General features: G+C 54.4%; 15 protein-coding genes. 5 read left to right on the plus strand and 10 right to left on the minus strand.

Annotated elements, in window-relative coordinates; all coding sequences use genetic code 11:
• The first annotated feature begins 1 nt into the window (after position 1).
• Genes citX through AB1287_RS13895 form a run of 3 tightly spaced genes read left to right on the plus strand, consistent with a single transcriptional unit; the run spans position 2 to position 2,905 of the window.
• Positions 2-553 carry a citrate lyase holo-[acyl-carrier protein] synthase gene (gene citX / locus AB1287_RS13885; protein WP_435618122.1) on the plus strand — a complete coding sequence of 184 codons (552 nt, stop codon included), beginning with the start codon at positions 2-4 and terminating at the stop codon, positions 551-553.
• Entirely contained in the window at positions 528-1,409 is an 882-nt protein-coding gene (citG, locus tag AB1287_RS13890) for a triphosphoribosyl-dephospho-CoA synthase CitG (RefSeq protein WP_436799843.1), read from the plus strand. Before citX ends, citG begins: the two co-directional genes overlap by 26 nt.
• Before the next feature lie 32 nt (positions 1,410-1,441).
• Complete coding sequence (locus tag AB1287_RS13895; RefSeq protein ID WP_435618124.1) at positions 1,442-2,905, plus strand: anion permease; 1,464 nt, start codon at positions 1,442-1,444, stop codon at positions 2,903-2,905.
• A 32-nt stretch (positions 2,906-2,937) separates the two neighbouring features.
• Here the strand turns inward: AB1287_RS13895 and cedA are convergent, their stop codons facing one another.
• The 8 genes from cedA to osmE form a co-directional block, all read right to left on the minus strand.
• A complete protein-coding gene (gene cedA, locus AB1287_RS13900; protein ID WP_435618125.1) occupies positions 2,938-3,180 on the minus strand; it encodes a cell division activator CedA in 243 nt (80 codons plus the stop codon).
• A 203-nt stretch (positions 3,181-3,383) separates the two neighbouring features.
• On the minus strand, positions 3,384-4,142 hold the full coding sequence (chbG, locus tag AB1287_RS13905) for a chitin disaccharide deacetylase (protein ID WP_312626560.1): 759 nt from the start codon (positions 4,140-4,142) through the stop codon (positions 3,384-3,386).
• 12 nt (positions 4,143-4,154) lie between these two features.
• Entirely contained in the window at positions 4,155-5,501 is a 1,347-nt protein-coding gene (locus tag AB1287_RS13910; RefSeq protein ID WP_435618126.1) for a 6-phospho-beta-glucosidase, read from the minus strand.
• A gap of 96 nt (positions 5,502-5,597) precedes the next feature.
• The gene (gene chbR, locus AB1287_RS13915) at positions 5,598-6,422 is read right to left on the minus strand and encodes a transcriptional regulator ChbR (RefSeq protein ID WP_312626556.1); all 825 of its coding nucleotides are present in this window, start codon (positions 6,420-6,422) and stop codon (positions 5,598-5,600) included.
• Between the two features lie 30 nt (positions 6,423-6,452).
• Positions 6,453-6,803, minus strand: coding sequence for a PTS N,N'-diacetylchitobiose transporter subunit IIA (gene chbA, locus AB1287_RS13920; RefSeq protein ID WP_312626554.1), 351 nt, complete (start codon positions 6,801-6,803; stop codon positions 6,453-6,455).
• Positions 6,804-6,858: 55 nt separating this feature from the next.
• Entirely contained in the window at positions 6,859-8,217 is a 1,359-nt protein-coding gene (chbC, locus tag AB1287_RS13925) for a PTS N,N'-diacetylchitobiose transporter subunit IIC (RefSeq protein ID WP_435618127.1), read from the minus strand.
• 90 nt (positions 8,218-8,307) lie between these two features.
• Positions 8,308-8,628, minus strand: coding sequence for a PTS N,N'-diacetylchitobiose transporter subunit IIB (gene chbB / locus AB1287_RS13930; RefSeq protein WP_435618128.1), 321 nt, complete (start codon positions 8,626-8,628; stop codon positions 8,308-8,310).
• Positions 8,629-8,921: 293 nt separating this feature from the next.
• On the minus strand, positions 8,922-9,260 hold the full coding sequence (gene osmE, locus AB1287_RS13935; RefSeq protein ID WP_312626548.1) for an osmotically-inducible lipoprotein OsmE: 339 nt from the start codon (positions 9,258-9,260) through the stop codon (positions 8,922-8,924).
• A gap of 220 nt (positions 9,261-9,480) precedes the next feature.
• Here osmE and nadE point away from each other — a divergent pair, with 220 nt between their 5' ends.
• Positions 9,481-10,308 carry an ammonia-dependent NAD(+) synthetase gene (gene nadE, locus AB1287_RS13940; protein ID WP_435618129.1) on the plus strand — a complete coding sequence of 276 codons (828 nt, stop codon included), beginning with the start codon at positions 9,481-9,483 and terminating at the stop codon, positions 10,306-10,308.
• Positions 10,309-10,460: 152 nt separating this feature from the next.
• The gene (gene cho / locus AB1287_RS13945; RefSeq protein ID WP_435618130.1) at positions 10,461-11,333 is read left to right on the plus strand and encodes an excinuclease Cho; all 873 of its coding nucleotides are present in this window, start codon (positions 10,461-10,463) and stop codon (positions 11,331-11,333) included.
• On the opposite strand, the gene ves is transcribed toward cho, so the two are convergent.
• Together ves and spy are read right to left on the minus strand one after the other, a co-directional pair.
• Entirely contained in the window at positions 11,289-11,891 is a 603-nt protein-coding gene (ves, locus tag AB1287_RS13950) for an environmental stress-induced protein Ves (protein ID WP_435618193.1), read from the minus strand. The two genes, cho and ves, sit on opposite strands and share 45 nt — an antisense overlap.
• Positions 11,892-12,183: 292 nt before the next feature.
• The gene (gene spy / locus AB1287_RS13955) at positions 12,184-12,669 is read right to left on the minus strand and encodes an ATP-independent periplasmic protein-refolding chaperone Spy (RefSeq protein WP_312626545.1); all 486 of its coding nucleotides are present in this window, start codon (positions 12,667-12,669) and stop codon (positions 12,184-12,186) included.
• Positions 12,670-12,771: the final 102 nt, after the last annotated feature.

The following is a 12,771-nucleotide window of genomic DNA, read 5'->3' on the forward strand; positions in this document are numbered from 1 at the left end:
CATGCCGCTCTATCTCAGCTGCGCGAGCAATCGTGTCATCGCGCTGCCCGAACTGCTTGCCAGCCGGGATGATCGTCAGGCACGCCAGCAGCAGTGGCAGAAAAAGTATCCCACATCACTGATTTCCTTTACCACCGTGGCGCCAGGCCCGGTCAAAGACAGCGAACTGTCGCGCCGTATTTTTAACCACGGTATCCGTTCACTTCGCCAGATGCTTGCCGCATCCGGCTGGGAAATTGTTCACCAGCGCTGCTACGAACTGGCGACGGGGGCAGAAGGATTGCTGGCCGTTGATGCCCCAGCGCTGGCGCTCAAGCGGGCCTGTATCACACAGGAGCAGCATCACCCGCTGGGCAGGCTATGGGATATCGACGTCTTCACGCCGCAGGGAGAGCTGCTGTCCCGCCAGGCGCTTGCTCAGCCAGCCCGCCGCTGCCTGCTTTGCGAAAGGGATGCCCGCATTTGTGCAAGAGAGCGTTCCCATTCGACCGCGGAGTTGCTCAACCATATGGAGAGGCTGCTGCATGATGCCGAAAACGCACAGCAAAGCTGACTGCACGCTGGCAGAACGGGTCGCTGAACTGGCCTGGCGGGCAATGATCGCCGAAGTGGAGCTTTCACCCAAGCCCGGCCTTGTGGATCGCCACAACAGCGGCGCGCACCAGGATATGACGCTGGAGGATTTTTATCTCAGTGCAAATGCCATTTATCCCTGGCTTGCCGATTTTGTGCGCTACGGCGCCACCAGCGCGGGGCTGGCTGAAACATCCGTTTTGTCCGGTTTGCGGCACATCGGCCTTGCCTGCGAAGCCGATATGTTTCGGGCAACGGGAGGGGTGAACACCCATAAGGGCAGCATTTTTTCGCTCGGACTGCTCTGTGCGGCAGTTGGACGCCTGCATGAGCATCGCCGTCGTCTCACGCCGGAAAGCATTTGTGCAACCGTGGCATCATTTTGCCATGGGCTTAGCGCCCGTGAATTGCAGCTCGGCAACCAGCAGAAAACCGCGGGCCAGCGTCTGTATCTGACGCTGGGCCTCACCGGGGCGCGAGGTCAGGCGGAAGCCGGTTATCCCCTGGTGCTTAAGCTCGCTTTGCTGCACGTGAGAATAATGCGTAACCGGCATCTTCCCACCGAGCGGATATGGCTCGACACGCTGCTGGTGCTGATGGCGCACAACGGCGACACCAACGTTGCTTCGCGAGGCGGTCTGCAAGGGCTGCTATGGCTGCAACACCAGGCCAGAGCCCTGCTGCATCGCGGTAGCGTCCGCCGGGATAAGGATATGCATGCCCTGCGTGAATTCGACCAACAGTGTATTGCCCGTAATCTGAGCCCCGGCGGCAGCGCCGACCTGCTGATTGTCACCCTCTTTTTAGATGAACTGTCCCGATTAGCGAAAAGATAACGCTATTAAAAATCCTTACAGGAGTTTCAGCTATGTCCGTTTCAAAAGAGAATATATGGAAATTGATAGCCCCTCTGCTGGTGATGGCCGTCATGCTCATTATCCCGGTTCCCGACGGCATGCCCCCGCAGGCATGGCATTTTTTTGCCGTGTTCGTGGCAATGATTGTCGGCATGATCCTCGAACCGATTCCGGCCACGGCGATAAGCTTTATTGCCATGACGATATGCGTTATCGGCAGTGATTATCTGCTCTTTGATGCCAAAGAGCTGGCCGACCCGGCGTTTAACGCGGGAAAAGAAGCGTTGAAATGGGGGCTGGCTGGCTTTTCCAGTACGACCGTCTGGCTGGTGTTTGGCGCCTTTATCTTCGCGCTGGGCTATGAAGTCACAGGCCTCGGCAAACGCATCGCTTTATTCATGGTTAAATTTATGGGGAAGCGTACGCTGACCCTCGGCTATGCGATTGTGATAATCGATATCCTGCTGGCACCGTTTACGCCTTCAAACACCGCCCGTACCGGCGGCACCGTTTTCCCGGTGATCAAAAACCTGCCCCCTTTATTCAGGTCTTTCCCCAACGATCCCTCTTCCCGCCGCATCGGTGGGTATCTGATGTGGATGATGGTAATCAGTACCAGCCTGAGCTCCTCAATGTTTGTCACGGGCGCGGCACCCAACGTGCTCGGCCTGGAGTTCGTCAATAAAATTGCCGGAATTCAGATAAGCTGGCTGACGTGGTTTCTGAGCTTTTTGCCCGTCGGCATTCTGCTGTTGATCGTTGCCCCCTGGCTCTCGTACGTGTTGTATAAGCCCGAAGTCACCCACAGTGAAGAGGTCTCCGGCTGGGCGGGCAATGCGCTTAAAGAGATGGGTGCCCTGTCGCGAAAAGAAATCACGCTCATTTGTCTTGTCCTGCTGAGCCTTGCGCTTTGGGTATTTGGCGGCGGCTTCATTGATGCCACGGCGGTTGGGCTGCTGGCCGTTTCCCTGATGCTGGCGCTGCACGTAGTCCCGTGGAAAGAGATAACCCGTTACAACAGCGCCTGGAATACGCTGGTGAATCTTGCGACGCTGGTGGTCATGGCCAGCGGCCTGACCCGCTCCGGATTTATCGGCTGGTTTGCCGCAACGATGAGCACGCATCTGGAAGGCTTCTCCGCCAATACCACGGTTATCGTGCTGGTGCTGGTGTTCTATTTTGCCCATTACCTGTTTGCCAGCCTGTCCGCGCACACCGCCACGATGCTGCCGGTGATCCTGGCGGTAGGCAAAGGGATCCCTGGGGTGCCGATGGAGCATCTCTGTATTCTGCTGGTGCTGTCGATTGGGATTATGGGCTGTCTGACGCCTTACGCCACCGGTCCTGGCGTTATCATCTACGGCTGCGGCTATGTGAAGTCGAAGGACTACTGGCGGCTGGGAGCCATCTTTGGCGTGATTTACATCTCGCTGCTGCTGCTCGTCGGCTGGCCCATCCTTGCGCTGTGGAATTGATCTCTGTTGAAGCTTCCCCGTCGGGGAAGCTTTTACTCTTCTACTTCCCCTTCCTGTCGCATCTGCGCCGCCCAGCGCTGAGCCGACTCCGGCACGCTGAAGGCCTGTGAGCGCCGGAAGCTGTCCCCCATTAGCACGAAGGCCACGTATTTCCCACGCAGCAGCCAGACGTCACGAAATCCCTCCACTTTGGAGGCGTGATCGGGCGGAGCCGGTTCGACGCGCGGCACGTAGCTGATAACAGGGCGGTTGTTTTGTTGACGCAGCGGTTTCATAAGCGGAAAAACACCAGAACGAAAAACAGAGTCAGGAATCCCCTATGATAGCCGATCGCGGCAGCCAACGTCGCGCCCTGTGTGCGGTTGCCTGGGATAAACGGCGCGATGGCAAATAACGGGCAAAAAAATGCCGGGCATATTCACCCGGCCTAACCCCTAACACGGCGCCCGCAACGAAACCGGGCGCCAGGCGTGACATACTATACGTCGCGGTATGTGCCGAGACGGTAGCCTCGCTCTGCCACCGCGTATTTCAGCGACGGAGACGTGAGGACGTCCAGTTCAGTTAAACGCGGGTAGCAATAGGCGCTGCCCATAATGGTGTTATCGACGAAGGCCGGATGGCACATCACTTCCAGCGATGATTCGCCAGCCTGAGCGGAGGCTTCCAGCGTTTGCAGGAACAGCGCTTCGGTGATGGCCTCGCCGTAGAACTCGCTGGCAAAACCGTCGCTGCTGCGCACGCCCTGCTCGTCCAGACCGTGCAGCTTCTGCACCTGGCGATCAATACGCATCGCGACCCCTTTTGCTTTAGCAAACGCCGCCACAATCGGGAATATCTGCGGGATCATATGCACGTGGTGGTGGCTGTCGAAATGGGTTGGTTCACAGCCGAACAGATCGACAAAGCGGTGATACTGACAGTCCAGCTCGCGGGCAATTTCATCCAGCGGCAGCGTGTCTTCTTCAGCCATTTGCCAGATCCACTTCCCGAGCTTGCCTTCACGCGTCAGGCCCGGCATAGCAGAAAGCGGCATGCCCAGCGTCAGCACAAAGTGCATTCCCACGGCCAGCTCCGGCAAACAGCGGCTCAGCTGAGCCGCGTGTTCGATAGCCGCGCCGTTGACCAGCGCGGTAGTAGAGGTGACCAGACCGTTTTTGCAGGCATCGACAATGCCGTAGTTCTGCCCTTTGCTCAGGCCGAAGTCATCGGCGTTGACGATTAGCACACGTTCCATCTGCAACTCCTTTTACTGCTTGAGGGTTTTCACCGTTTCGGCAAAGTTCGGCAAGCACTTCTCGTGGGCAAGGATCATCTCGCGCGCCAGAATTTCCGCATCTTTGTCGGAATGAATCAGCGGGCTCAGATTCAGCGCCAGCAGCACGTCGTTGAATTCACCGCTCAGCGCCGCATGGCTTGCCGCCACTTCAAAGCCCTTAATGGTGTGGATAAGGCCCAGCACTTTATCATCGAAATGGGTCAGTCGCGGATGCGGCTTCGCCCCTTCGTGGCCCAGAATGCAGGTCATTTCTACGGCCCAGTCCGCCGGAATATTGTCCACGTGGCCGTGATGCGGCACGTTAACGTAATGCTCGGTCTGTTTGTTATTGTAGATAGCGTTAATCACTTCACACGCAGCGTCTGAGTAGTATGCCCCGCCGCGCTGCTCCAGCTCCTTCGGCTTGATGTTCAGGTTCGGATCCTTGTAGAGGTCGAACAGCTGCTTCTCAACCTTCTGAACCACCTGCGCACGAGCGCCGCCTTTGTAGTATTCACCCATTTCAATCGCCAGCATCTCTTTCTGCTTGAAGTAGTACAGCAGATAAGAGCACGGCAGCAGATTCAGGGAGCGAATCAGCCCTTCGCTGAATGGCATATCGAAAATGTTCTTCACGGTGTTGGCGGTGAGCTTGCCGGAGGCAACGCCGTCCAGCAGCTCCGCAAAGCGGGATTCACCGTTCACGATCACGTCGCGGATGAACACCATATGGTTCAGGCCGAACAGATCGATGGACAGATCGTCACTTTCAGAGAGCTTCAGCACGTCGGTGATGAACATTTTCATGCCAACCGGAATGTTGCACACGCCGATAAAGCGCTTGAAGTTTGTGTGGCGATAAACCGCTTCGGTCACCATCCCTGCCGGGTTGGTGAAGTTAATCACCCACGCATCCGGGCAAATCTCCTCCACGTCTTTAATAATGTCGAAAACCACCGGAATGGTGCGCAGCCCTTTGAACAGACCACCTGCACCGTTGGTTTCCTGGCCGAGATAGCCGTGGCTCAGCGGAATACGCTCATCTTTTTCACGCGCTTTCAGCTGGCCGACGCGCAGCTGGGTGGTGACAAAATTCGCACCTTTCAGCGCTTCACGGCAGTTGAGGGTTTTGTGTACCGTCATTGGCACACCGGCTTTTTGCACCATGCGTTCGCACAGAGCGTGGATAATATCGAGCTTCTCTTGCCCTTCTTCCACATCAACCAGCCACAGCTCGGTAACCGGCAGCTCGTGATAGCGCTTGATAAATCCTTCGAGTAATTCCGGGGTATAGCTGCTGCCGCCGCCGATAGTCACAACTTTTAATTTCTGGCTCATAACTTTCTCCCTCGTGATCCGCGCCCGGAATGTGGAAAACCCTCCACGGAAGCGGATAGCTAAACGAATTCGGTGCGCGCGGCAAACCGCGCGGCGTTAATTAATCACGGTGAGCTGTTTACGATACTGGCTTGGCGTGAATGAGGTCAGCTTTTTAAAGGTCTTAATAAACAGACTTGGGCTGCTGTAACCTGATTCATAGGCAATATCGGTCACCGAATAATTGGTTATTTCCAGCTGCTTCATGGCGAAATTGATGCGGATATCATTAATGATCTGCATTGGCGTTTTGCTGTAATAGCGCTGAGTTGCCCGGGTCAGGTATTCCTGGGATTTTCCGGATAACGCCACCATATTTTCCAGCGCGCCTTCGCCAAATTTATGTTTATCGTGCATCTCTTCCACGGTGATTTTTAACCACTGAGGAATGACGTCCTGCGTCTGCTCTTCGCGGAAATGGCGCAGGCGGTTAATCACATAAAAAGAGACAACTTCAATAAACTCATCAAATTCACTTTCGCGGAAATTGAGCGAGGCAATAACCGATTCTATATAGCTGAGAAAGGTACTTTTTACCGAATAGACCTGAGAGGCAACCAGAAAGCCCGGCAGCAGCGGCTGATAATGCTCTTCAAAGAAGCGCTTGCTAATGCCGACGTTCAGTATGCGGGTCGCGCCGAACTCATAAAAGCTCTGGTGGTGCGACCCCATCGGAATGAAGACGAAATCTCCGCGCTCCAGCATCACCCGTTTGCCATTGATCTCCTGATAATAGCGCCCGGTCAATACGAGGGTGTACTCGTAGTAGTCGTGCTGGTGCAGTCCACTGATGCTTTCGGTTTTGTTGTAGATGAAGACATGGAAGTTTTTCCCGTTAAAAAGCTGTTGTTCCAGCGCGGTACTGATTTCCAGGGTCGTCATCTTCGGTTGCCTCATCGTGATATCTGCCCGTTATTGTACCTTCTCGTGAAGCTCAATCAATTCAGCGACCAGCTCGCGAGCGAGCATTGAGGTCATAAGGTGATCCTGCGCATGAACCAGCACCAGGCTGACCTTCATTTTGCCTTCGCCTTCATCGCTTTCGATAAGCTGAGTCTGCACGCGATGTGCTTCACTCAGCGCTATGCGGGACTGCTCCATGGTGGCTTTTGCGGTGGCGAAATCCCCCTGTTTGGCCTGCTTTAGTGCGGTATAAGCAAGGCTACGCGCCTGCCCGGAGTTGATAATCAGCCCCATCACCACTTCTTCGAGGTCGCTCTCCTTAACCTCTGTTTCTGCCACGATATGATCCAAATCGAACATACTTTCTCCCTCATTACGTCTGGCGGTACAGGGCATAACCCCGTACCGCGTTACATCAGAATTTCAGTGCGTTAGCGATATCTTCTTCGCTCTCTTCTTCGTCAATGACGGCCTGTGCTTTGTTTGACACCACCACGAATGGCAGGTAGACCAGCACCGAGACACCGAGGTTGAAGAGCGCCAGCAGCAGTGCGGCAACGCTTCCGTTAGTATTAAAGAATGCACCCAGGCCGGTTGGCATCGTCCACGGTGCCAGGTTGGTGATTGGCGGGATAAGTCCCAGGCCGTAGGCAGACATGGTAATCGCAGCCAGCAGCGGCTGAATCAGCACGAACGGGATGAACATGACCGGGTTCATGATGATCGGCAGACCGAACAGAATCGGTTCGTTAATCTGGAAAATGCCTGATGGCAGCGCCAGCTTCGCAACCTGACGATGGTCAGCGCGACGTGAAGCGATAAAGATAGCGATAATCAGACCCAGCGTTGCACCCGTACCGCCGAGGAAGATATAGGAATCCAGCATCGGCTTCGCCCACATGTGGAAGGACTTGCCTGCAGCCAGCGCCGCCTCTACGGAGCCGTACTGCTGATAAATCTGGATGTTTTCCAGCGCCCACGGGGTCATGATGCCGTTATCCAGAGCGGTAAGCGCCAGAGAGCCATGTACGCCGAAGAACCACAGCAGCGAAGTGAAGATGACGTACGCCCAGCCCACAACGGCCCCCATCGACGCCAGCGGCGTAGAAATGGAATCCATGATGATCTGGTGGAAATTGGTCTGCCAGTGGGTCAGCGCCCAGGCAATCACGCCAAAGATGGAGAGGATAATGAAGCCCGGAATGACCGCAGAGAACGAGCGGGACACGGAGCCCGGTACGCTTGCAGGCAGCTTAATTACCCAGTTACGGCGAACGATAAAGGTAAACATCTCCGCGACCACGAGGCCGATAACAATACCGGAAATGATGTTTGCCCCACCCAGCCAGTTGGCCCCGACCGCATAGGCTTCACCTACGCTGTACGGCGTCACCGTCATAAAGGCCGCAACGGACAGCAGCCCGGCAGCAAAAGGATCGACTTTACGTTCTTCAGCCAGCGCCATACCAATGAAAAAAGGCGCCATCAGCGACATAATGCCCAACGTACCGTTGTACACGTTGCCGCCGATGGCTTTAAAACCATTCAGGGTCTCAATGGTGGAAGCGTCTAACCGAATGCCCATCGAATAGAAAAACGAGCCTTCGCCAAAACTTAAAAACACGTTGTTAATAAGAACAAACATGGCCCCTGCGAGGGTCAACGGCATTAATTTAATAAAGCCGTTTTTAATCGCATTAACGTGTGGCTGCTTTCCTATTTTGACAGCAAAAGGAAGGAGTACCTTTTCAAGAGAGCTAATAACTTTACTCATAGAAAATACCCTTAAAGGCCGTCATCCAGCGATGACGGCGATTGTGTGTGAAATAACTCTTTGACGGGAAAATTAAATCAAATAAAAAAATTATTGCGCTGCAGCTTTCTTAATTGCGGCGACAGCGGCTTTAAGCACACCTAAACCATCTACTTTGCCGTACAAAATAGAATCGATCACTTCCACTGGCTTATTTGGCAGCAGACGTTGAATTTCTGGCAACATATAGGCAATTTGTGGGCCCAGTAATACGACATCGGCCGCTTCACCTTTTTCACCGGCGAGAGTTTCGGGGAAAGCTTCAATCACTACCGGCACTTCGTATTTCTCAGCCTGCGCGCGCATTTTGGACACCAGCAGAGAGGTGGACATGCCTGCAGAACAGAACATATAGATATGTTTCTTTTCCATACTCGCTTCCTCAATTTGCATTTTCTGACCGTCACGTGAGGCATCCGGCTCTCAACGCGACGACATAATGATGGTAACGAATTGTTACTTTGTGTTTATGAGGTGAGTATACGGCATCAAACTGGCGCAGGATAATTCCTGGCAAACCTGAATTGTCTCTCATTGACCTCCGGTTATGACTACCCTCACATTTTGGCCAAATAATTCGCGCAATTAAATAAGCACATTCAGGCAGTAAAAAGCCCGACCAAAAGGCCGGGCTTGCGCAGAACTCAGCAGATTATGGGAGTTGGTTACTTGGCAGCCTGTGGGTCGGTATCGTACTCATCACAGGACTGATAGCCGGAATTCATCACGTGCCCGGTGTTATCAAGGGCAACGAAGTAGGTTTCAGTTTTACCATCGCGTTGACCCAGGATATAAGTCTGACAAGTCCCCTTCGCATGAATCATCGTAATTTCGGATGATGGCTTACCGGCAATCTGCATAACCTGGTCTCGGCTCATGCCTTTTTTCACGTCTTTGACCACCGGCTGGGTGAACTGGTCTTTGGTACGATCGTAAGCGGTACAACCCGCCAACATAGTCAGTACTGCTGCTGCACCTAAAATTCCCGCTACGTTCTTGTTCATATTCCGTCCTCTTTTTTATCAGTGTGTTATAAGCCTGGAATAAAGAGTGATATTTTTCAACCCAGGGGCAAAGATGGCATAACTTTAGGAAAATTCTATTGAAATTACGATTTACTGCTGAATCGCGCTATTTTGCGACACTCAAAACTGTGATCCTTGTCGTTTTCCCGGCAAAGAGGTAGCTTTAGCGAAGACACGACAACTTTTCGGGGAGGGGTAAATGGCTCTGCAACAAGAGATTATCGCTGCACTCGGCGCGAAGCCGCAGGTCAACAGCGAAGAAGAGATCCGCCGCAGCGTGGATTTTCTCAAATCGTATCTCACGACTTATCCATTCATAAAATCGCTGGTGCTCGGCATCAGCGGCGGCCAGGACTCTACGCTGACCGGCAAACTCTGCCAGATGGCCATCAGCGAACTGCGCGAAGAGAACGGTGACGCGAACCTGCAATTTATTGCCGTGCGCCTGCCCTATGGCGTGCAGGCAGATGAGCAGGATTGCCAGGATGCCATTGAGTTTATCCAGCCGGATCGCGTGCTGACGGTCAATATTAAGGGCGCCGTGCTGGCAAGCGAACAGGCTCTGCGCGAAGCAGGCATTGAGCTGAGCGATTTTGTCCGTGGTAACGAGAAAGCACGCGAGCGCATGAAGGCACAGTACAGCATTGCAGGAATGACCAAAGGTGTGGTGGTCGGCACCGATCATGCCGCAGAGGCCATCACCGGGTTCTTCACCAAATACGGCGACGGCGGCACCGACATCAATCCGATTTTCCGTCTCAACAAGCGCCAGGGCAAACAGCTGTTAGCCGCGCTCGGCTGCCCGGAGCATCTGTATAAGAAAGCCCCGACCGCGGATCTCGAAGACGATCGCCCTTCGCTGCCTGACGAAGCCGCACTCGGCGTGACCTATAACAACATCGATGATTATCTTGAAGGCAAGCAGGTTGACGCCAGCATCGCCAAAATCATCGAGGGCTGGTATCTGAAGACGGAACACAAGCGTCGCCCGCCGATCACGGTATTTGACACGTTCTGGAAGCGCTGAGCCAGTCAATCATTGCCGGGTGGCGACTAACGTCTTACCCGGCCGACTAAATTTACCTGTTAGCCGGGCAAGTGAAGCGCCGCCCGGCAATTCTCTTTTCTGCATCGTTCTTCATTGCTACACTGTATGCATAAACAGCATCAGGAGAGAATGTGGCCCGGCGTCAATCCGCCCCGCGTCTGGAATTTGAAGCGGCGGCAATTTATGAATATCCCGAACATCTGCGCCCGTCGCTGGAAGCCCTGCCTTCTCTGCCCGGGGTTTACATTTTCCATGGCGAAAGCGACACGCTGCCGCTTTATATTGGGAAAAGCGTCAATCTGCGCAGCCGTATCCTGTCACACATGCGCACGCCCGATGAAGCCGCCCTGCTGCGCCAGTCACGGCACATCACCTGGATCCGCACCGCCGGGGAAATCGGTGCATTGCTGCTTGAAGCCCGACTCATCAAAGAGCGGCAGCCGCTGTTCAACAAGCGCCTGCGACGCAACCGTCAGCTCTGTTCTCTGCTATTGAAAGATGCACAGCCCCAGGTGGTGTACGCCAAAGAGATTGATTTCGCACACCAGCCCGGCCTGTATGGCCTTTTTGCCAACCGGCGCGCAGCGCTTCAGGCATTGCAGGCCATCGCCGATGAACACCAGCTGTGTTATGGCATTTTGGGGCTTGAAGCGGTCACGCGGGGCCGCGGCTGTTTTCGCTCGGCGTTAAAACGCTGTGCAGGAGCCTGCTGTGGGAAAGAAAGCGTTGAGGCGCACCAGCAGCGGCTGCTGGCAGGACTGGCAAAACTTCAGCTGACCTGCTGGCCGTGGAAAGGTGCGATTGCGTTAAAGGAGAGCAGCGAAGGCATGACCGACTACCTGATCATCCACAACTGGCTGTGGCTGGGCTCGGTCAGCGCATTAGCCGATGCAGACACGCTGCGTCGCCTGCCTGCCGGGTTCGATCACGACGGCTACAAAATTCTCTGCAAGCCGCTGTTAGCCCGCGAGGCTGAAATTATCGACCTGGCTGACGCTATCTGACGGCCAGGACGGGTTCAGGCTAATCGCACTGTAGAGAATTTTTCCTTCGTCTTTCAGCAGGCGTATCGTGTGCTGCTCGTCCTGCCAGAACGCCCCCTGGTCGGCGGTGAGCAGCTTATCGCCGAGCTGCCATGCTCCGCTCAGCACCAGCACCATGCCGCCGCGCGCGCCAAAGCTGGTGAATGTCCTGTCCGCCACGCGCACCTTTGCCTGACAGCGCTCACGGCGGGTCATGATATTCAGCTCCATTGACATCTGTCCTTCGGAAAGCTCGGCTCGCACCGTCTGCTCACCGGCAAATCCGAATGGCTGAAAGCGTTTCAGCGTATGGTGAAAGTCCTTCCCGCCGTCGAGCGTCACTTCACCGCCCTCCAGCAACGTCATGACACGATCTACGCCTGGAAATGCAGAAAACTCGCCGTTGCCCGCAATAGAAGCAATGCTGGCACGCCATGTAAAATCGCGTGTGCCGGGTGGAAAACAGCACAGTTCGCGCGTTTCTCCTGCGCCATTTTTCCACAGACTGACCGGCATCTTGCGAATATCAAAGTATTCCATCATCACTCCTGAAGAACGACTCAGGCCGCGACGAAGGCAGCCCTGTTTATTGTCTTTTTTTGTTCACCACGGACGGAGTATCGGCACAGGACGGCCATTGCCTTAGCGGCTTTACGCAAGCATGAAGGTAAGATGCTGATATTACATAAAAAAGAGTCAAAGGAAGGTTGCTAAGGCAGCCTACCGGGAATGCGGCAACAGGCAAGAGGCAGACAAAGAAAAACCGCCGGTTCTGCCCACAGCCTGAGCGGCGTATGGGCAGGACCGGCGGTCTTAAGACTGTGCGACCGAATTATTCAGCAGCGGGGGCCATTTTACCTTCCGGTGCGTGACGTTCTGTCAGACGCTTCTCAAAATTGGCATTAAACTGCTTTTTCTGTTCCGGGGTCAGAATGTTGTAAATCTTGTTCTGCGTTTCCATGCGGGAAACGGCCATCTCTTTGTGCTGCGCTTCCATTTTGCTCACCATCTCTTCGGCTTTCGCTTTATCGAAGGTGTCGCTGGCAATCAGGCTATGCATGGCACGACGTTCGTCGAGGGACGGACGCTGCATTTTGCCGCGCTGCTCTTTCATGATGTCGCGGATTTGCTGCTTCTGCGCATCGGTCAGGTTCAGGCCTTTGAACATCATGTCATGATGCATGCCCGGCTTACCTTTGTGATGCATCATTGGCGCAGCGTCTGTGGTGCCCGTTACCGAGGTTTCAACCGCGTGAGCCAGGCCGGTTGCGCCCAGAGCCAGGGTAGAGGCAAGAATCAGAGTAGTCAGCTTTTTCATCGTATGTTCCTTACTTTCAGTTATTTTTTACGGCAATGTTTACAACAAGATTTTTACTGCACATCGCCGTGTTGACGTGATTAACTTTACGGGGTTCAACGT

This window comes from Scandinavium sp. UTDF21-P1B, from assembly GCF_040750395.1.
Taxonomy (GTDB): domain Bacteria; phylum Pseudomonadota; class Gammaproteobacteria; order Enterobacterales; family Enterobacteriaceae; genus Scandinavium.

Bases quoted from the DNA above. Each gene is read 5' to 3' on its own strand.
- citX (WP_435618122.1), top strand. From the start codon at position 2: ATGCCGCTCTATCTCAGCTGCGCGAGCAATCGTGTCATCGCGCTGCCC.
- citG (WP_436799843.1), top strand. From the start codon at position 528: ATGCCGAAAACGCACAGCAAAGCTGACTGCACGCTGGCAGAACGGGTC.
- AB1287_RS13895 (WP_435618124.1), top strand. From the start codon at position 1,442: ATGTCCGTTTCAAAAGAGAATATATGGAAATTGATAGCCCCTCTGCTG.
- cedA (WP_435618125.1), bottom strand. From the start codon at position 3,180: ATGAAACCGCTGCGTCAACAAAACAACCGCCCTGTTATCAGCTACGTG.
- chbG (WP_312626560.1), bottom strand. From the start codon at position 4,142: ATGGAACGTGTGCTAATCGTCAACGCCGATGACTTCGGCCTGAGCAAA.
- AB1287_RS13910 (WP_435618126.1), bottom strand. From the start codon at position 5,501: ATGAGCCAGAAATTAAAAGTTGTGACTATCGGCGGCGGCAGCAGCTAT.
- chbR (WP_312626556.1), bottom strand. From the start codon at position 6,422: ATGACGACCCTGGAAATCAGTACCGCGCTGGAACAACAGCTTTTTAAC.
- chbA (WP_312626554.1), bottom strand. From the start codon at position 6,803: ATGTTCGATTTGGATCATATCGTGGCAGAAACAGAGGTTAAGGAGAGC.
- chbC (WP_435618127.1), bottom strand. From the start codon at position 8,217: ATGAGTAAAGTTATTAGCTCTCTTGAAAAGGTACTCCTTCCTTTTGCT.
- chbB (WP_435618128.1), bottom strand. From the start codon at position 8,628: ATGGAAAAGAAACATATCTATATGTTCTGTTCTGCAGGCATGTCCACC.
- osmE (WP_312626548.1), bottom strand. From the start codon at position 9,260: ATGAACAAGAACGTAGCGGGAATTTTAGGTGCAGCAGCAGTACTGACT.
- nadE (WP_435618129.1), top strand. From the start codon at position 9,481: ATGGCTCTGCAACAAGAGATTATCGCTGCACTCGGCGCGAAGCCGCAG.
- ves (WP_435618193.1), bottom strand. From the start codon at position 11,891: ATGGAATACTTTGATATTCGCAAGATGCCGGTCAGTCTGTGGAAAAAT.
- spy (WP_312626545.1), bottom strand. From the start codon at position 12,669: ATGAAAAAGCTGACTACTCTGATTCTTGCCTCTACCCTGGCTCTGGGC.